Source organism: Mucilaginibacter sp. UYP27, from assembly GCF_040547175.1.
Lineage (GTDB): Bacteria > Bacteroidota > Bacteroidia > Sphingobacteriales > Sphingobacteriaceae > Mucilaginibacter.
Window position 1 is genome coordinate 322,264 of the sequence record NZ_JBEPPE010000002.1, and the last position, 17,162, is coordinate 339,425.

At 42.5% G+C, this 17,162-nt stretch carries 18 protein-coding genes and 1 tRNA gene; 7 read left to right on the plus strand and 12 right to left on the minus strand.

Annotation, left to right across the window (positions count from 1 at the left end; translation table 11 throughout):
* Positions 1-111 precede the first annotated feature (111 nt).
* Complete coding sequence (locus tag ABIB39_RS09270) at positions 112-1,881, plus strand: ATP-binding protein (RefSeq protein WP_354429286.1); 1,770 nt, start codon at positions 112-114, stop codon at positions 1,879-1,881.
* Here the strand turns inward: ABIB39_RS09270 and ABIB39_RS09275 are convergent.
* Complete coding sequence (locus tag ABIB39_RS09275) at positions 1,878-2,330, minus strand: type I restriction enzyme HsdR N-terminal domain-containing protein (RefSeq protein ID WP_354429288.1); 453 nt, start codon at positions 2,328-2,330, stop codon at positions 1,878-1,880. The two genes, ABIB39_RS09270 and ABIB39_RS09275, sit on opposite strands and share 4 nt — an antisense overlap.
* A 137-nt stretch (positions 2,331-2,467) precedes the next feature.
* On the opposite strand from ABIB39_RS09275, the gene holA reads away from it, so the two are divergent.
* Both holA and ABIB39_RS09285 read left to right on the plus strand, forming a co-directional pair.
* Positions 2,468-3,487, plus strand: a complete 1,020-nt coding sequence (holA, locus tag ABIB39_RS09280; protein WP_354429290.1) for a DNA polymerase III subunit delta — start codon at positions 2,468-2,470, stop codon at positions 3,485-3,487.
* A 30-nt stretch (positions 3,488-3,517) separates the two neighbouring features.
* Complete coding sequence (locus tag ABIB39_RS09285) at positions 3,518-3,823, plus strand: hypothetical protein (protein ID WP_354429292.1); 306 nt, start codon at positions 3,518-3,520, stop codon at positions 3,821-3,823.
* 5 nt (positions 3,824-3,828) lie between these two features.
* Here ABIB39_RS09285 and ABIB39_RS09290 read toward each other — a convergent pair whose 3' ends face one another.
* A complete protein-coding gene (locus tag ABIB39_RS09290; RefSeq protein ID WP_354429294.1) occupies positions 3,829-4,785 on the minus strand; it encodes a PAS domain-containing protein in 957 nt (318 codons plus the stop codon).
* A 158-nt stretch (positions 4,786-4,943) separates the two neighbouring features.
* On the opposite strand from ABIB39_RS09290, the gene ABIB39_RS09295 reads away from it, so the two are divergent.
* The gene (locus ABIB39_RS09295) at positions 4,944-5,351 is read left to right on the plus strand and encodes an EVE domain-containing protein (protein ID WP_354429296.1); all 408 of its coding nucleotides are present in this window, start codon (positions 4,944-4,946) and stop codon (positions 5,349-5,351) included.
* Positions 5,352-5,456: 105 nt separating this feature from the next.
* Here ABIB39_RS09295 and ABIB39_RS09300 read toward each other — a convergent pair whose 3' ends face one another.
* The 4 genes from ABIB39_RS09300 to ABIB39_RS09315 all read right to left on the minus strand — a co-directional run bounded on the left by ABIB39_RS09300 (position 5,457) and on the right by ABIB39_RS09315 (position 9,620).
* Positions 5,457-5,981: an acyl-CoA thioesterase gene (locus ABIB39_RS09300; protein ID WP_354429298.1), complete on the minus strand. Its 525-nt coding sequence runs from the start codon at positions 5,979-5,981 to the stop codon at positions 5,457-5,459.
* A 69-nt stretch (positions 5,982-6,050) separates the two neighbouring features.
* Positions 6,051-6,188 (minus strand): hypothetical protein, encoded by a 138-nt coding sequence (locus ABIB39_RS09305; protein WP_354429300.1) that lies wholly within the window; start codon positions 6,186-6,188, stop codon positions 6,051-6,053.
* A gap of 44 nt (positions 6,189-6,232) precedes the next feature.
* Entirely contained in the window at positions 6,233-7,495 is a 1,263-nt protein-coding gene (locus ABIB39_RS09310; RefSeq protein ID WP_354429302.1) for a type IX secretion system plug protein, read from the minus strand.
* Between the two features lie 202 nt (positions 7,496-7,697).
* Positions 7,698-9,620, minus strand: coding sequence for an ABC-F family ATP-binding cassette domain-containing protein (locus tag ABIB39_RS09315; protein WP_354429304.1), 1,923 nt, complete (start codon positions 9,618-9,620; stop codon positions 7,698-7,700).
* Between the two features lie 166 nt (positions 9,621-9,786).
* Here ABIB39_RS09315 and ABIB39_RS09320 point away from each other — a divergent pair, with 166 nt between their 5' ends.
* Both ABIB39_RS09320 and ABIB39_RS09325 read left to right on the plus strand, forming a co-directional pair.
* Positions 9,787-10,827: a quinone-dependent dihydroorotate dehydrogenase gene (locus tag ABIB39_RS09320; protein ID WP_354429307.1), complete on the plus strand. Its 1,041-nt coding sequence runs from the start codon at positions 9,787-9,789 to the stop codon at positions 10,825-10,827.
* Positions 10,827-11,177 (plus strand): hypothetical protein, encoded by a 351-nt coding sequence (locus ABIB39_RS09325; RefSeq protein ID WP_354429309.1) that lies wholly within the window; start codon positions 10,827-10,829, stop codon positions 11,175-11,177. The genes ABIB39_RS09320 and ABIB39_RS09325 overlap by 1 nt, the downstream gene beginning before the upstream one ends.
* 76 nt (positions 11,178-11,253) lie before the next feature.
* On the opposite strand, the gene ABIB39_RS09330 is transcribed toward ABIB39_RS09325, so the two are convergent.
* The 3 genes from ABIB39_RS09330 to ABIB39_RS09340 form a co-directional block, all read right to left on the minus strand.
* Positions 11,254-11,430, minus strand: coding sequence for a spore protein (locus tag ABIB39_RS09330; RefSeq protein ID WP_354429311.1), 177 nt, complete (start codon positions 11,428-11,430; stop codon positions 11,254-11,256).
* A 30-nt stretch (positions 11,431-11,460) separates the two neighbouring features.
* Positions 11,461-11,531 (minus strand) — tRNA-Cys (locus ABIB39_RS09335).
* Between the two features lie 47 nt (positions 11,532-11,578).
* The gene (locus ABIB39_RS09340; RefSeq protein ID WP_354429314.1) at positions 11,579-12,328 is read right to left on the minus strand and encodes a TrmH family RNA methyltransferase; all 750 of its coding nucleotides are present in this window, start codon (positions 12,326-12,328) and stop codon (positions 11,579-11,581) included.
* On the opposite strand from ABIB39_RS09340, the gene tamL reads away from it, so the two are divergent.
* A complete protein-coding gene (gene tamL, locus ABIB39_RS09345; protein WP_354429316.1) occupies positions 12,319-14,676 on the plus strand; it encodes a translocation and assembly module lipoprotein TamL in 2,358 nt (785 codons plus the stop codon). The genes ABIB39_RS09340 and tamL overlap by 10 nt on opposite strands.
* A 92-nt stretch (positions 14,677-14,768) precedes the next feature.
* Here tamL and ABIB39_RS09350 read toward each other — a convergent pair whose 3' ends face one another.
* The 3 genes from ABIB39_RS09350 to hppD all read right to left on the minus strand — a co-directional run bounded on the left by ABIB39_RS09350 (position 14,769) and on the right by hppD (position 17,118).
* Positions 14,769-15,308: a hypothetical protein gene (locus tag ABIB39_RS09350; RefSeq protein WP_354429318.1), complete on the minus strand. Its 540-nt coding sequence runs from the start codon at positions 15,306-15,308 to the stop codon at positions 14,769-14,771.
* A 39-nt stretch (positions 15,309-15,347) separates the two neighbouring features.
* Positions 15,348-15,845, minus strand: coding sequence for a TspO/MBR family protein (locus ABIB39_RS09355; RefSeq protein WP_354429320.1), 498 nt, complete (start codon positions 15,843-15,845; stop codon positions 15,348-15,350).
* A gap of 148 nt (positions 15,846-15,993) precedes the next feature.
* Positions 15,994-17,118 carry a 4-hydroxyphenylpyruvate dioxygenase gene (hppD, locus tag ABIB39_RS09360; RefSeq protein WP_354429322.1) on the minus strand — a complete coding sequence of 375 codons (1,125 nt, stop codon included), beginning with the start codon at positions 17,116-17,118 and terminating at the stop codon, positions 15,994-15,996.
* Positions 17,119-17,162 lie beyond the last annotated feature (44 nt).

Here is a 17,162-nt window from a genome sequence, read left to right on the forward strand (position 1 = left end):
AATTGCTTATATAATACAATTAGTTATTATTTTAGTTAACCTATTATTATACCGCCAATTAAGTAAGTGAGTTTTTTTAACCTTTCTATTAACAAGATACTAACCAGGGAAATGTCAATTCTTGACCAGGCCCGAATCCGTTTGCTATATTTTGGGTTATTATTGGCTATAGTAGGTTTAAGTGCTTTGTACGTTAGCGTCTATCTGCAGAACCTGCATGTAATGTCTATAGTATTAGGTGGTGTGCTTTTATCTTTTATAGCCCTGTTTAAATATCTTTCGTTTAAACCGCATTGGCGCACCATATCACACATGTTGCTTATTATTGGTACGCTGGTTAATTTGGCTACGGTTTTTGTGATTCTGCAGGATGTAAATATTATTACTGTTCAAATTATCATCCTGGTTATTGTGTTCAGCTTTTATATGCAGGGACAAAATTGGGGCATGTTTTACTCCCTGCTAAACCTGCTGCCTGTTTTGATATTTATGGTGATGAAATATGACCATAAATATTTTATAGATTTTAAGCCGGAAACGGCCGACGATTCAACCACGATTATAGCTGTATTTGCCAATTTTACACTCATTATATTTATTCATAGCCACTTTTATACTGCGTTTTTAAAGAATATACAACAGCTTAAAGATACCGGTGAAGAGCAGACGGCATTAAATATTAAATTTGAACGGGCTATAGAAAAGGCTGCAAAATCATCACAGGTGCAGTCGGAATTTTTGTCCACCATGTCCCATGAGATTCGCACACCGCTAAATGCCGTTATTGGCATGAGCAACCTGCTGCTGATGAACAACCCGAGGCAAGACCAAAGCGAAAACCTGGAGATATTAAAGTTTTCGGCAAATAACCTCTTGGCTATTGTTAACGATGTGCTCGACTTTAATAAGATAGAATCGGGAAAGGTTGTCTTCGAGAAGATCAAGTTTAACTTGGTGGACCTGATGCAGAATATTTGCGGCGGGCAAATTATAAAAGCAGAAGAAAAAGGGTTATTGTTTAAACTCGACATTGATAGCTCACTGCGACATAAAGTAATATTTGGCGACCCAACCCGCTTAACGCAGGTCATATTTAACCTTGTGAGCAACGCCATTAAGTTTACAGCTAATGGCAGTATACTGGTAAGGGTAACCTGCCTGGAAGACCGCCATAACAACATTACGGTTAGTTTTTCGGTAAAGGATACGGGTATCGGGATCAAGAAAGAAAACCTGCAGACCATATTTGAGCCGTTTACACAAGAATCTATCACTACAACCCGCCAGTATGGTGGCACCGGTTTGGGTTTAGCCATTATTAAGCGTTTGCTGCAGCTTCAAAGCCTTAAAATGCATGTAAGCAGTAAGGTGGGGCAGGGCTCGGAGTTCTCCTTTAATATGGAGTTCCCGGTATCTACCGTGATAGTGAGCGTCAAAGAAAGATCGTCAGCGCTACAACAGTCTCAGCAAACCATCGCGCAGGCCGAAGGGTTGGGTAGCAACTTGCGCATTTTAATAGCAGAGGATAACCCGGTTAACGTAATGCTAATGAAAAAACTATTTTCTAAATGGAAGATAGTGCCAACCATTGCCGAAAACGGCGAGCGCGCAGTCGAAATTATGCAATACGGAAATTTCGATGTGGTGCTTATGGATCTGCAAATGCCGGTAATGAGTGGATTTGACGCCTCAATGGAAATCCGTAAGATGACCGATCCTGCTAAGGCAAACGTGCCGATCATTGCTTTAACCGCATCGGCATTGTTTGATATTCGCGACCAGGTAATTAATGCCGGGATGAATGATTATGTAGCAAAGCCTTTTAAACCTGATGAGCTGATGGAGAAGATCCAGAACCTTGTTGCCTCGGTTAATAACTAAAGCTCCTTATAGCCGGGCAATTCCTCTAAAAATTTATAGGTTTCGTTATCGTGGTTGATGCTGCAGTAGTAATGTTGCAAACCGTTGCTAACCGCCATTAGCTTTACTTTGTGCACCATATTATACCGTGCGGCCTGGTCAAACGTCGCCTGGTTTATGGCTACGTATGGCGCCTTACATTCTACCAATAATATTTTATCGCCGGCTGTATTGAACACCACAATGTCGGTACGTTTAGCCATGCCATGCAGCCTTAAACCGCCCTCTAACTTTATAAGCGATTTTGGATATTGCTTTTGCCTCATAAGGTATTGCACAAAATGCTGGCGCACCCACTCCTCGGGCGTAAGCACAATGTTCTTCTTCCGTAATTCATCAAAAAGCGTGAGCTGCCCGTTATCGTCAGTCAGTTTAAATGGGTAAGGCGGAAGATTAAGCGGCTGGAGCATTTAAGTCAAAAGTAGAAAGTTAAAAGTTAAAAGTACCTGTCTGATGATTTTTTCTGTTTAAGGGCTAAAAGCATATGCACGCTTTATTATCAACAATACCGCACTTTTAAATTTTAACTTTTACTTTTGACTCACCCATGGCATCTGCTCCCGATATTATAAAAGACCTTAAGAACCGCAAACTGAAACCTGTGTACCTGCTGCACGGCGAGGAGCCTTATTATATAGACCTGGTAAGTAATTACATAGAACACAACCTGCTTACGGACGCTGAGAAAGGGTTTAACCTAACGGTGTTATATGGTAAGGATACCGACGTGATGACGGCTATAAACGCCGCAAAACGTTATCCTATGATGAGCGACTACCAGGTTGTGATGGTAAAAGAGGCGCAGGACATGAAATGGGGCCGCGACGATGATGATAAAAAGAGCATCAACCCCGTATTGAGTTATCTTGAAAACCCGCTGGCAAGCACAGTACTGGTATTCTGCTATAAATACGGCAAATTTGATAAACGTAAAAAAACTTATAAGGCTATTGAAAAAACTGGTTTAATATTTGAATCGACCGCGTTGTATGATAACAAGATCCCCGGCTGGATAGAGGGTTATGTTTCTGATAAAAAATATAAGATCAATCAGCAAGCCTCAGCCATGTTATCGGAGTACCTGGGTAACGATCTGTCAAAGATTGCCAATGAGTTGGATAAACTGATGCTCAATATTAGCGCAGGGCAGGAGATAACCTTGCAATTGATTGCTGATAATATTGGCATCAGCAAAGAATATAATGTGTTTGAACTGCAAAGCGCACTAACCCGGAAGGATGTTTATAAGGCAAACCAAATTGTAAACTACTTTGAGGCGAATCCAAAGGCCAACCCGATAGTTTTAGTATTGGGTAATTTAAATAACTTTTTTAGCAAGGTGCTGGCTTATCACTACGTAAAAGATAAATCGATGGCGGCTAAAGAATTGGGCGTTAATCCATATTTTATGAAAGATTATGAACAGGCAGCACGTAATTATAGCCTTGGAAAAACCTTCCAGGTGATAAGCTACCTGCGCGAGTACGACCTTAAAAGCAAAGGTGTAGAATCAAACACCGGCCACGGCGGTTTGATGAAGGAGCTGATGTTTAAGATCCTGCACTAATTTAAAAAGCCAAGAATTCTACAGGTAAATATGAAACAATCAAAGTACTTACTTATTACAATAGCAGTAGTTATGATTGCCTTTTTTAGTATTAGTAAAATATATGATGTAATAGATTTAAATAGGAGTTTTCAAGGTGCAGTGCAAAAAGTTGAATATGCGGAGAATAAAGGAACTCCTACAGCTACTGTAAATAACGTAGCTTATTTTTTGTCAGCAAATATAAACTTCGAGCGTGAAATTGAAGTTGGTGATACTATATCCAAGAAAAAAGGTGAACAGGTTTATAAACTGACAAAAAGGAATAGCGGGAAAACTATCATTTTTGGAGATTAGCAACACTACTTCAACGTATTCTCTACCCGGCTGTTGATGTCTTTAATAATATAATCCAGTTCGATTGCGCTTTGTTTTAGCATTTGTATGGATTCGGCCATGTGTTCTTCATCGCAGGGTATGCCTTCAAAAGAATTAATAATCCCCATAATATTAGCCAAAGGCTTGCGGATAATATGAGAGTTGATATGGGCTATCTGGTCCAAACTCGCGTTTTTAATGTTTATCTGCTCCTCGCCATGTTTTTGACTGGTGATATCCTGAAAGTACACCGCCAGGCCTTCATTGGGGTAAACTGTAAAACAGATCCACTTTTTTAGCGGCGCAATATACTCTTCAAATTTTGCGGTTTGTTTGGTTTTAAGGGCTTCTTTAAACTCTTTATAAACTTGCAGTTGCTTGTAATACGGATAAAGCTCCCAAAGCTTTTTATGCAACACCGTATTTTGGCTGATGGATAAAATACGCGCGGCCTCCTTGTTCCAATAAGTAACCCTTAGCTTGTTATCAAGGGTAATGAAGCCATCGGTGATACTCTCCAGTGTTTCTTTGGTCTTGTTAATGGCTTCGGTAAGTTTCATGTCTTTCAACTTCTGTTCGGTAACATCGTGAATGATCACCATACGGCAACGGCTGCCGTAATAGTTTACCGTGTAAGAAGTGATATGCACATACATGTAAGTGCCGTCTTTTTTAACATGTGTAAGGTCGCGGGTAATGGTTTGGTTGTTCTTAATATGCTTAATTAAGGTAAGCATTTCCGGTCGCTCGTGTACCGGGCGGATGTCCGACAGGATAATTTCATGGAGGAACTCGTGGTGCGAATAACCGTAGTGTTTTATTGCCGCCTCATTTACCTCTTTAAATTGCAGGGTATCCACCTCCACAATCCACATAGGGTTGGGGTTATTGTGAAATAGTACCTTAAAACTCGCGTCGTCATTACTTATCTGTAGTGGCATATGTCAAAATCCCCAAAGTCTTATTACAATAATAGAAAATCTACTTTTAAGATTACTTAAAATTAATCATTATAAGAATAAATATACCTGTTTAAGCTTTTAATTAATGCGGACATTTCGCTGTAAAATCCTAATTTGCCACTTTATCTGGATGCATCATGAACCATTGGTTAGTAAAGTCGGAACCGTTTAAATATAGCTGGGAAAAATTCAACAAAGAGGGCCGCACCTTTTGGGATGGTGTGCGCAATTATCAGGCACGTAACAACTTAAAGTTGATGAAAGAGGGCGACCTGGTGATGTGGTACCATAGTAACGAAGGCAAAGAAATTGTAGGCATTGCCAAAGTTGTAAAAGAGTTTTACCAAGACCCAACAACCGAAAACCCGAACTGGGTTGTTGTTGACCTTGCACCGGTTGAACCACTAAAAAAGCCGGTAACACTGGAGCAAATAAAGGCCGACGAGCGTCTCAAAGATATTGGCTTAGTAAGACAGGGGCGCCTATCTGTAATGGGTATGACACGCGAGGAGTTTGACAGGATATTAGAGCTGGCAGCAGAATAGGTTTAACTATAAAATCTGCATATTAAGCCAAAAGGTCACCAGTAAAAATTCTTGGTAACCTTTGGCTTTTACTTATCAATATTTTGACCTGATTAAAACGAATAGTTATTTTTCTTCTGCACCAAAAAACAAGGCTTTTAACTCGGTAGCGTCATCCGGTTTCATTTTGCCGCCTAATATCAGCCTTACCTGCCTGCGGCGTAATGCACCTTCAAATAACTCAACCTCGGCCTCTGTTTCCGGTAAAAGTGCCGGTACCGGGATGGTATGGCCGTCCTGATCCAACGCCACAAAAGTATAATAAGCCTCGTTGCTTTTTTTACGCGCGCCCGATGGGATATTCTCTGCAAATACATCCATTTTCACTTCAACAGATGTAGTGAAGGCCCGGCTTACCTTTGCCTCGATAGTGATCACATCGCCTAATTTGATAGGGTGATGAAAAGATACATTATCTACCGATGCGGTTACGACCACGCGATTGCAATGTTTTTGTGCCGATATCGCGGCCGCGATATCCATCCAATATAGTAAGCGCCCGCCCATCAGGTTATTAAAAGTGTTGGTATCGTTGGGTAATACCAACTCGTTCATAATGGTAAATGATTCTTGAGGCGATTTTCCTTTCATACTGCAAATATAAAATTTACCCCGAAAGTATCGGCTTTAAAAGCCCTGTAAATCAAAGGTTATGCACGCTTACTTCTTAGCCATGGCCGTTTTGGTAGCCTTCCCATCTTTGATACCGATCTTCATGATATCCTTACCAAATTGGTAAACCAAAAAAGTGATCATGATCATCGCGCCTGCAGAAATTTGTTTTGCTTTATTGCTCATGTTATTTAGAGTATGTTACGACACGCTTGTTACAGTCTTTTAAATTATGGCCTTACAGTATTAAGCAAACTATAGCCCGCCAATTGCTCGTAACGCGAGCCTGTTTGGCGATAGTAAACCAATAGCTGGTATTCGTTTTCCGTTTCGAAATAGTTGCCTTCTAAAGCGACATCATCTGGTTTGTTGGTGGCTTTGTCCACCCAAATATATTGGTAATCATATACACCTTGTTTAAGCAGCAAGTCGATGTACCAGCGGCCACGGCTGTCAAAGGTAAGTTTGCTGCGATCGTATACCTTATAATCGTTAAACTGACCAACAATGTAAGGGGTGCCATCTTCGGGTGATTTATTGGCGGCCAGGCTAAAGTACATATGCGCGTAATCCGCATCACGGCGGGCATCGTTACCGTCCTGGTTCAGGATAAAGAATTTGCCATCTATATCATAAAGCAGAGTATAATTAGGCAGGTTGCGGTTTGGGTCGCCTAAAAGTACTACTGTGTTTGCGGTGTCTTTATAGATCTTGGAAATGCGTTCCGAGTTTAGCTTTAGCGTACGGGTATCAAAATGCCTGAACTCGTTGCGGCCCGAAAAATCATTGATGTTAACATCGTTATAAACCAGTTGCGTACCGCGGATGTAGGTAGGCACGTTGTTCATGATGCCGGTTTCGGGCCTTGCGTTCTGCATTAAAAATGCGCGGATATCGGTATTGGGGTTCTGCACCTGTAGGCCGCTATAATCAATAGTAAAGTTTACCTTTTGGTTTGTTCGCCTTGCTGCTACATTATTAGAGCTAATGATATTGGCACTTACCGAAACCCTTTTGCCTACCACGTAAAGCCTGCGGGTTAGGATGAGGTTGTTTATGTCGCCATCCTCATAAACTTTTAAAATGTAGTTACCCGAAACCTTTGGGATGATGTTGAGGTTGGGGATCTTAACCTCATAATGCGTGTATTTTTGGAACGTGCCGGATGAGTAAGTATAATCGTTCAGGCGGTCGTCGGTAAAGCTTTCCAGATATTCGGCAGGGGATAGATGCGACGGGTTCCAGTTGGCATCACAATGCTGTATGGTATAGTTAAATGTCCTGCTGGCGCCACTCAGGTCATCAAAGCCAAGGGTAACGGTTTCGCCGCCACCAAGGTCTATCGCCGGGAACGATGCCGCCTTTTTTGAATTATAAAACTCAACGCTTTTTATCTCGTGCTTGTAAACGTTATTACCAAATGGTGCGGTTTGCGCCAAGCAGGCGGTGCTTAAAAACAGGCATAAAAGAAAGGCGCAGAAATAATTTTTCATTATCACAATGTAGGAAAAAAACGTTGCTATGCCGAATTCATTTCGGGGCGAATAGTTGTTGGTGACAACACCAACAACGGCTAAAAAGATCCAAGGTTTAAAATATAGAGGTTTGCAACACGTTCTGTATGATCCCGAATAAATTCGAGATGACAGCATTTAAATGCAACAAAAAAGGTCGTTGTAAAACGACCTTTTAATATTATCCTTCCAGCTCCATTATCTGGTCGGCAAGGGCTTCCCAGCGTGCCTGCTGTTCCCCTAGCTCCATTTTTTTAAGCTGGTAAGTATCATTTATCTTTTTCAGCTTATCGGCCTGGTTGTAAATGCCGTCGTCTGCCAGTTGGGCTTCCATTGCCTTTACTTCTTTTTCCAAAACCGCTATCTGCTCTTCCATTTTGGTTAGGTCCTGGTTAAGCTTTTTTAGCTGCTGTGTTTTGTTTTCGGTTTGTGGCTGCTTAGCAGGCTCAGGCTTTTTCTCTTCCTTTTTAGGCTGAGGCGCGGGCGCTTCTACCTTTGGGTCAAGCTTGCGTTTAGCGTTCCACTCATCATACTCGGCGTAAGTGCCCGGGTATTGTTTTATCTTTTGGTTTTCGATGAACCAGATCTTGTTGGCAACATTATCAAGGAAGTACCTATCGTGAGATACCACTATCACCGTGCCTTCATACTGTTGCAGCGCTTGGATCAGGATATTAACAGATGCCATATCCAGGTGATTGGTAGGCTCATCCAGTACTAAAAAGTTTGCATCCGCCGTAAGGGCTTTCGCCAGCGCCACACGCGATTTCTCGCCACCCGATAGTACTTTTATCTTTTTAAATACATCATCACCCGTAAACAAAAACGAACCTAATATCGAGCGTAGCTCGGTATCGGTATGTTTTGGGGCGAATGCCTGTAGTTCCTGTAAAATTTGATGCTCCAGGTGCAGGCTCTCAAGTTGGTGCTGTGCAAAAAAGGTTTGCGTAACATTATGGCCTGTAACTGCAGTGCCTTCAAACTCTTTATCAGCACCGGCAACAATACGCAGCAAGGTAGATTTACCTTTACCGTTGGCACCTATCAAAGCAATTTTATCCCCTTTTTCTATGATAACTTCGGCATCATCTAAAATATCAATTGTAGGATATTTTTTGGTGATATGCTCTAAAGTAGATACATGACGGCCTGATTGCTTGCTGAAACGGAAGCTAAAGTTAACCTCGGGGTTTTCATCATCCACATCATCAACCCGCTCCAGTTTATCGAGCATTTTGATACGCGATTGCGCCATTTTTGCTTTAGATGCCTTGGCACGGAAACGCTCGATCAAACGCTCCTCCTGTTTTATTTTTGATTGCTGGTTTTTGAACTCTCCACGCTGAATTTCGGCACGCTGTGCTTTTTCTTCCAGGTAAAAAGTATAATTACCCGCGTAAACATTCAGCTTGCCCTTACGAGACTCTACCGTACGGTTGATAACCTTATCCAAAAACCACCTATCGTGAGATACGATAACGATGGCGCCGTTAAAAGCCTTCAAATAATCCTCTAACCATTGGATAGAAGGTAAGTCCAGGTGGTTGGTAGGCTCATCCAGTAAAAGGATGTCCGGTGCCTGCAAAAGGATCTTGGCAAGCATTACACGCATCCGCCACCCACCGCTGAAAGTGCTTAGCTTACGCTCGCAATCAGATTCGGTGAAACCTAAACCCGCTAAAATTTCGTGTGCTTTGTACTCGATGTTGTAACCATCAAGCAGTTCAAACTCGTGCTGTTTGTCGCTTAGTTTATTCAGCAAGTCCTCGCTGTAATCGGTTTCAAGCTTTTTAAGAAGTACTTCTATCTCGTCGTGCAGTTGGTTTTGGCGCTCAAAGGCTTCCATAGCAACGTGTACGATGCTTTTGTCTGACGAGTATGATAGCAGATCCTGGTTAAGGTAACCCATGGTAAGGTCCTTAGCCATAGAAATGGTACCCGATGTAGGCTTGTAATCGCCTACAATGATCTTTAACAGCGTGGTTTTACCCGTGCCGTTAGCGCCTATAAGGCCAATTTTTTCTCCTGGTTTAATGTGCCAGTTGGCTTCATCATATAGGGCGCGCGCACCAATCTCGAACGTAAGGTCATTTATAGCTATCATTTCGGCGCAAAGATACGATTTTGACCTTAGAGGTGAAAGCAGAAAGGTAAAAGGCGAAAGGTTTGACTTGCAGATGTTTAAATAAAACCGCTATTAGGTCAGATTAGACATTTAACCTTTTGCCTTTAACCTTTTGCCTAATTGTCAAAATAGCTAACTTCGCGGCATGTATCAATTGCTTAAGCCCCTGTTGTTCCGGTTCGACCCGGAGAACGTGCATTATTTTGTAACGCGCAACCTAAGGCGTTTTAACCGTTTCCCGGGCGGTACGGCACTTAGCAAAGCCCTTTGGGGTGTTGATGATAAACGGCTTGAGCGCGAAATTTTTGGCCTGAAGTTTAAGAACCCGGTAGGCCTTGCCGCCGGTTTTGATAAAAATGCCGAGCTGATAAGCGAGATGGGCAACCTTGGTTTTGGCTTTGTAGAGGTTGGTACAGTGACCCCTTTGCCGCAGCCGGGTAACGATAAACCACGCATGTTTCGGCTGCCCGAAGATGAGGCATTGATAAACCGCATGGGTTTCAACAACCATGGTGTTGATGTAGCTGCCGAACGCATCGCGGCGTACCGGAAAGGTCTTAAGCCAGGGCAACAGCCACTGATAATTGGTGGCAACATAGGTAAAAATAAGGTAACGCCCAATGAGGATGCCGTAAGCGATTACATCAAATGCTTTGACAGGCTATTTGATGTGGTTGATTATTTTGTGGTCAACGTAAGCTCGCCCAATACCCCGGGCCTGCGTGAGCTGCAGGAGAAAGCCCCGCTGATGCATATTTTAAACACCCTGCAACAACGCAATAGCAAGGGTGGTATAAGCAGGCCTGTTTTGTTAAAGATAGCGCCGGACCTTACAAACGAGCAATTGAATGATATTGCTGATATTGTTAAACAAACTGGCATAGCCGGTATTATAGCTACCAACACCACCATCAGCCGTGAGGGTTTAATATCTAAGCATAAAGGTGAAACGGGTGGTTTAAGCGGCTCGCCATTGACCAAAAGGTCTACCGAGGTGATCAGGTACCTGTATAAAAGATCGGGTGGTTCGTTCCCTATAATCGGGGTAGGTGGCATCCACTCGGCAGAGGATGCGATGGATAAGATAGCAGCCGGGGCGTCATTGGTGCAATTGTACACCGGTTTTATTTACGAAGGCCCGGCATTAATAGGAAGAATAAATAAGGAAATATTGAATAAAAAGTAATGAGTGTAGAAGAATCGTTAAAAAAGGTTTGTAAAGCCTTAAAGATGGAATTTGACCCGGGCGATATGCAGGACTGGGGAATAGTAAACTCCGACCCTACAAGGGTGGCCGAGTTTATTAAATATTATAAAAGTACCGACCTGGACGACGAAACCAAATTCCACGTGTTTGAATTGGTGGTTGCATCATATAACGATGCCATTTTGGGCCGCCTGGCAAAAGGACAGGCAAAGGCCGATTTTTTGGAGTTGGTTAAGGAATCGCACAATGTGCCAAAGCTTAAGGTTGTGCGCGATTACTGGAAAGAGATCTACAACAAAGAGAATTTCCCGGTGGGGAAGCTATTATAGGCGAAGTATAAGCACACGAAAAAAGGCGTATCGACTTATCGGTACGCCTTTTTTAATTTCCTTAAAAAAAGAAGAATTAGTTGCTTGCAGCAGCTTTAGCTAAAACCTCGTTGTTTTTATCAATTTGGTTGCCTTTTTTCTGCGTAGAACGATCACCTAACTCAATGTTAGTAGCTAATTTCAAAAACTGAACTTCTAAACGTGAAGTAGTTTTATTCCTTCTATCTTTTCTTTTTAAACGAGTAACGCCCATGACTTTTTATTTTAAATGTTTTTAACCTTGAGGTCGGGAGCGGATTCGAACCGCTGTAGGAGGTTTTGCAGACCTCTGCCTAGCCACTCGGCCACCCGACCAATTTTAAGGATTGCAAAAATAGTAATTATTTGTTGTCAATCAATTTTTATTTAAAGGATTTTGCTGCAAGTTGTGAACAGCATATCGCTGTAGCTATCGCAACGTTCAATGACTCGGCCTTTCCAATACGCGGAATTGTGATGGCTTTGCTCACTAATGCCTGTATATCAGGCGTAATTCCGTTCCCTTCGTTACCCATCACCAGCAAACCTTCGGTGCCAAAATTTGTGGAATAAATATTATCGCCATTTAATAAAGCACCAAAAACAGGCAGCTTAGCGGCCGATATAAGCCCTACCAAATTGGTATAAGTAACGTTTACCCTTGCCAGCGAGCCCATGGTAGCCTGCACAACCTTGGGGTTATAAGCATCTACCGTATCTTCAGAGCAAATGATATTACTGATGCCAAACCAATCTGCTGTGCGGATGATGGTACCCATATTGCCGGGATCCTGCACGCCATCCAGCAACAAACTAAACTTATTTTTTAGCGTTGTGTGGTTTAATCCGCTCCATTGGGGTATATTAACCGTGGCAATTGCATCGGCAGGGTTTTTTAGTGAGCTTATTTTTTGCAGGTCGTTTAAAGAAATCTCCTGAAAGTTTATTTTTTGGGATAATTTAAGCAATTTTGGGGCAATATCAGGCGTATGATATATGGTGTGGACTTGATAATCAGAATCGATAAATTCAGTTATTGATTTATATCCCTCCACCATAAATAAACCATGTTCCCTGCGAAACTTTTTATGTTGTAAGGACGTTAGTAAACTTATTTGTGATTTTGAAAGCATATATACCCGGGAATTTCCGTCTTGCAATATTAAGTATTTTGATGGTTATTATTGGTGCCGGCTGTAGTGTTACACGCGGGATCAAAGATAACGAGGCCATTGTGCGCAAAGTTACCATTAAAGGTATCGATAAAGAATTTTCTGAAGCTGCCATCAATTACGTTGATAAAGAGCAGCAACCCAATAACTGGCTCAACCTGCAATTTTACTACTTGTTTAGCAATAAAGGCAAACGCAAAATAGGCGAGGCCCCGGCGTTGCTGGATAGTAACCTGGTAGAGTTTTCGCGCCTGCAGATTCAAAAATACCTCATAAATAAAGGATATCTGAAAGCCAAGGTGGCAGATTCTATCGTGGTGAAAAAGAAAAAGGCACAGCTTTACTTTACAGCCACCCAGGGCCCGTTGTTTAAGATCCGTAATTTCAAGGATAGTATTTACGACCCTAAAGTACAGAAGCTTTACCGCGATACCCGTAAACAATACTCGCATGTGAACCAGGGAAGCCGGTATGATACGGATAGTTTAGCTTACGACCGTGATCAGTTTTACCAGGTGATGAAACGTAACGGATATTACGATTTTTACCGTCAGTACATCAATTACACGCCCGACTCGAGTTATAACAAAAGCGTGGTAGACCTGGTGATGATCATCGATAACCCTGCGGATAAAAAGGAGCACCCCATCTATACCATAAATAATACGCTGATAAGCATTTCGAGAAGCAATGGCCGCAATGCCGGAAAAGCCGACACCATACAGGTAGATTCGCAATTTAGGTTTGTTGATTACTCGGGCAGGTTTAAACCGCGCACGGTTACCGATTATACTTTTCAGAAGAAGGGTGAGATTTATAATCTTGATAAGCAAACGCTAACCACAACCCGCCTTTCGGAGTTAAATGTATTTCGTAACGTACCCAACCCTACATATGAGAAGCTGCCGGATAGCACCAATCGTTTAAATTCTAAAATTGATATAGTACCTCTAAAACGCATGACTGACCGTGTAGAGGCAGAGCTTTTGTTTAACCAGGGGCGTTTCGGATATAACCTTGGTAACACTTTTACCAACCGTAACATATTCAAACAGGCGGCTATATTACAGGTGAAATTAAACTGGAGTATTTTGTTTGATAACGGCAATTCGGCTGTTAACCAAGGAATACAAAACCAAGATTTTAGGGCAGGGGTGAGCGTTATTTACCCAAGGTTATTGTTGCCGTTCCAGTTTCCAAACCTGGCTAAGTTTGGCGTACCACACACCACATTTTCTACCAACTTCCAGCTGTTTTATCAAAAGGGGCTGGTTGAACGCCGGAGCTTTATAAACTCCATCACTTACGACTTTTTTGAGACCGCGCGTAAGCAACATTCAGTTACGCCATTGAGTATCGAATTCTCCAGTGGCACAATTGACCCGATCGCCAAAGCTGAATTGCTAAAGCAAAACCGTTACTCGTATGTGTACCTCATTGGCCGTACCACATTTACATCAAGCAGCCAATACACGTTTCAGTATAACGCGCAGGAATTAAATTCCTACAAAAACTTTATTTATTTCCGCGGAGGACTGGACATTGGCGGCAACACGCTGAACCTGTTAAGTAGGCTTGTGAATGCACCCAAAGATACCCTTGGGCAGCGTACCATATTTGGTTACGCGTTCTCGCAGTATGTGAAAACCGAAATTGACTACCGCTGGTACCGCAGCCTCGGTGGCGAAAAACAGTTCATTTTCCGCTTTAACCCGGGCATAGGCATCCCTTATGGCAACAGTAAGCAGTTGATATTTGAAAAGAACTTTTATACGGGTGGCGCAAATGATATTCGTGCCTGGTTGCCGCGGACCCTTGGCCCAGGCCAATTTAACCGCGCCAGTTACGGGATGGGTGGCGCAGCAGATACCGCCCGCGCCCGCTTAAAATATCTTGACCAATTTGGTGAGATAAAAATTGTTGCTAATGCCGAGTACCGTTATAAATTGGCCGACAACTTCTTTGGGACTAAGCTGAAAGGCGCCTTTTTTATTGATGCCGGTAACGTTTGGCGCCTGCATAAACAGATAGAAAACCCTAACGGGGAGTTCAGGTTTAATAACCTTTGGAATTCTACTGCTATTGGTATCGGTACAGGCTTAAGGTTCGATCTGGCCTTCTTCATTTTCCGCCTGGACGCAGCCTTTAAGTTTAAAGACCCTCAGTTCACCGGGTCTGATCAATGGGTGTTTGTAAAACATATTGGGGAAGTGTTTGGCGGGGGCCCTTTCAAAACCCAATACCAGCAAACCAACGGCGAAAATTACGGCTTTATGCAGTTGAATTTTGGTATAGGGCTACCTTTTTAATCAGTGATTTGTTGATTTAATTTAAACTGAAAAGAAAACTAAGTGACTGTCAATTTTTAAAACAGAATTGGCTATTTATGATTATCACTAACTCACTGATACGAAAATATCCCCTTCAGTCCGTCAATAATACTCTGGAAAAAGGTTGGGATGCTTAACCCGTTGCTGTGATTAAAGTACAGGAATATCAGGAAGATGATTATTGCTATAATAATAAAACGTTTAAATAAATAGCCTAATAAAACCAATCCTAATGGGATGCATATGAGTACTATCCAGCTTATTTTAACAGGGCTAAGCTTGCCGTCGTGGCGGTAAACATAGTATAGCATGGAGTGTGTGCCGTTGTCGTTTTCATGCCGGGCATAAACAAACATTGATTTTTCCATTTTATGCCTGTAAAAGGCCGTGCCTTTATCAAACGTCATTTGCTCGGTAAAGCCGTTTACTGTAAAAGTAAATAAGCCGTTTACTTTTTCCTGGATAGTGCCTGCGGTGTCTACTGCTACAATGGCAACCTCGTCTTTAGCAAAGGGGTTCTCTTTAACTACAAAGTGATTTATGGAAATGGTATCCGCAAAACAGAAAGCGGTGATAATTGCAAGGATACAGGTAAGGAATGTTCTTTTCATTTTAGGCACGATAAACGTGCAATAAAAATAGCGTTTTTATTATTTGTTGATCACACAAATAGTGAGGTTTAATAACATGGCGTAACCAATCCATAATAAATAGGGCACCAATAACCAGGCAGCGGAACTGCTAAACCTGCCAAACCATGATATATTAAGGATAATAGTTACCAACAGGGCTATGATAACGACTAATCCGCCTAATGTGTCGTGCATGCCAAAGAAGACAATCGACCATGAAAAATTTAGTGCCAGCTGAAAAATGTAAATGATTGCCGCGGTTTTATACGTACGCGAGCCATCCCGTAATTGCCAAACTAAGTAGGCAGCGATGCCAATGAGGATATACAGCAATGTCCATGCTACGGGGAAAAGCCAGTTGGGTGGTGTAAAGTCGGGCTTTTTTAAAGTAGTGTACCATCCTGCAATTTCGGGGCGTGTAAATGCTGCGGCCACTACCCCGATAGAAAGGGTAATTAACAAACTAATAATAAGAGCAAAAGGCCGAAATCTGGTTTCGGTTTTATTGGTTTTCATGTACAAGGTGTAAACCTGTTTATTCCTAAAATGTTTAAACTAAATTAGGATAGGTTTGAATTAAACATAAATAAAAAAACCGGGCGATCTCACCCGGCTTAGCCTTAGCCAACCCTCTCCAAAGAAGAGGGCCTACGATTTGATTTTGTTATAAGTTTCCTCTCAACTCCTGTTCGCGCTCGATGGCCTCAAACAGGGCTTTAAAGTTACCCGCGCCGAATGATTTTGCACCCTTACGCTGGATGATCTCAAAGAACAGGGTAGGCCTGTCTTCAACCGGTTTAGTGAAGATCTGTAACAGGTAGCCCTCGTCATCACGGTCAACCAAAATACCCAGTTTTTCTAACGGGCCAAGGTCTTCATCAATATGGCCAACACGCGCGGTTAATTCGCGGTAGTAAGATGTTGGTACGGTTAAAAATTCAACACCACGGCTTTGCAGGTCGGTAACGGTTTTAACAATATCGGCAGTGGCTAAGGCCATGTGCTGCACACCTTCGCCTTCGTAAAACTCCAGGTATTCTTCTATCTGGCTTTTCTTTTTACCCTCGGCAGGCTCGTTTATAGGAAATTTAACATAACCATTTCCGTTGCTCATTACCTTGCTCATCAGGGCCGAGTATTCGGTAGAGATCATCTTATCATCAAAAGAAAGGATGTTACGGAAACCCATGGTATCCTCATAAAAGTTAACCCATTGGTCCATTTTGTGCCAGCCCACGTTACCCACGCAATGGTCTACATAAAGCAAGCCTGCAACAGGTGGCTGGTAGGTGGTTTGATGCGCCACATAACCCGGAAGGAACGGCCCACTATAATTTTTACGTTCGATGAACAAGTGAACGGTTTCGCCGTACAATTTGATACCGCTGGTACGTACTTCGCCGTGCTCATCGGTAATGGTTTGTGGCTCTTGGTAAGGCTCGGCACCGCGTTTGGTGGTTTGCACGAAAGCATCGTAAGCATCATCAACCCAAAGGGCTAATACCTTTACGCCGTCGCCGTGTTTTTTAATGTGTTCTGCTATAGGGTGGTCTGAATGCAGCGGCGTGGTCAATACTAAACGGATCTTTCCTTGCTGTAAAACATACGAAGCGCGGTCGCGCACACCTGTTTCAGGGCCCGAATAAGCAAGGTCCTGGAAACCGAATGCGGTTTTATAATAATGGGCAGCCTGCTTGGCATTACCCACATAAAATTCAACATAATCGGTACCGTTAAGTGGCAAAAAGTCTGTAGCGGTTGGTTTTGTATCTAATGTTAATGTTTCCATTGCTTTAATTAGTTGGCCTCACCCCGGCCCTCTCCAAAGGAGAG

Excerpts from the sequence above, each read along its gene's own strand:
- ABIB39_RS09270 (WP_354429286.1), top strand. The coding sequence starts at position 112 with ATGTCAATTCTTGACCAGGCCCGAATCCGTTTGCTATATTTTGGGTTA.
- ABIB39_RS09275 (WP_354429288.1), bottom strand. The coding sequence starts at position 2,330 with ATGCTCCAGCCGCTTAATCTTCCGCCTTACCCATTTAAACTGACTGAC.
- holA (WP_354429290.1), top strand. The coding sequence starts at position 2,468 with ATGGCATCTGCTCCCGATATTATAAAAGACCTTAAGAACCGCAAACTG.
- ABIB39_RS09285 (WP_354429292.1), top strand. The coding sequence starts at position 3,518 with ATGAAACAATCAAAGTACTTACTTATTACAATAGCAGTAGTTATGATT.
- ABIB39_RS09290 (WP_354429294.1), bottom strand. The coding sequence starts at position 4,785 with ATGCCACTACAGATAAGTAATGACGACGCGAGTTTTAAGGTACTATTT.
- ABIB39_RS09295 (WP_354429296.1), top strand. The coding sequence starts at position 4,944 with ATGAACCATTGGTTAGTAAAGTCGGAACCGTTTAAATATAGCTGGGAA.
- ABIB39_RS09300 (WP_354429298.1), bottom strand. The coding sequence starts at position 5,981 with ATGAAAGGAAAATCGCCTCAAGAATCATTTACCATTATGAACGAGTTG.
- ABIB39_RS09305 (WP_354429300.1), bottom strand. The coding sequence starts at position 6,188 with ATGAGCAATAAAGCAAAACAAATTTCTGCAGGCGCGATGATCATGATC.
- ABIB39_RS09310 (WP_354429302.1), bottom strand. The coding sequence starts at position 7,495 with ATGAAAAATTATTTCTGCGCCTTTCTTTTATGCCTGTTTTTAAGCACC.
- ABIB39_RS09315 (WP_354429304.1), bottom strand. The coding sequence starts at position 9,620 with ATGATAGCTATAAATGACCTTACGTTCGAGATTGGTGCGCGCGCCCTA.
- ABIB39_RS09320 (WP_354429307.1), top strand. The coding sequence starts at position 9,787 with ATGTATCAATTGCTTAAGCCCCTGTTGTTCCGGTTCGACCCGGAGAAC.
- ABIB39_RS09325 (WP_354429309.1), top strand. The coding sequence starts at position 10,827 with ATGAGTGTAGAAGAATCGTTAAAAAAGGTTTGTAAAGCCTTAAAGATG.
- ABIB39_RS09330 (WP_354429311.1), bottom strand. The coding sequence starts at position 11,430 with ATGGGCGTTACTCGTTTAAAAAGAAAAGATAGAAGGAATAAAACTACT.
- ABIB39_RS09340 (WP_354429314.1), bottom strand. The coding sequence starts at position 12,328 with ATGCTTTCAAAATCACAAATAAGTTTACTAACGTCCTTACAACATAAA.
- ABIB39_RS09350 (WP_354429318.1), bottom strand. The coding sequence starts at position 15,308 with ATGAAAAGAACATTCCTTACCTGTATCCTTGCAATTATCACCGCTTTC.
- ABIB39_RS09355 (WP_354429320.1), bottom strand. The coding sequence starts at position 15,845 with ATGAAAACCAATAAAACCGAAACCAGATTTCGGCCTTTTGCTCTTATT.
- hppD (WP_354429322.1), bottom strand. The coding sequence starts at position 17,118 with ATGGAAACATTAACATTAGATACAAAACCAACCGCTACAGACTTTTTG.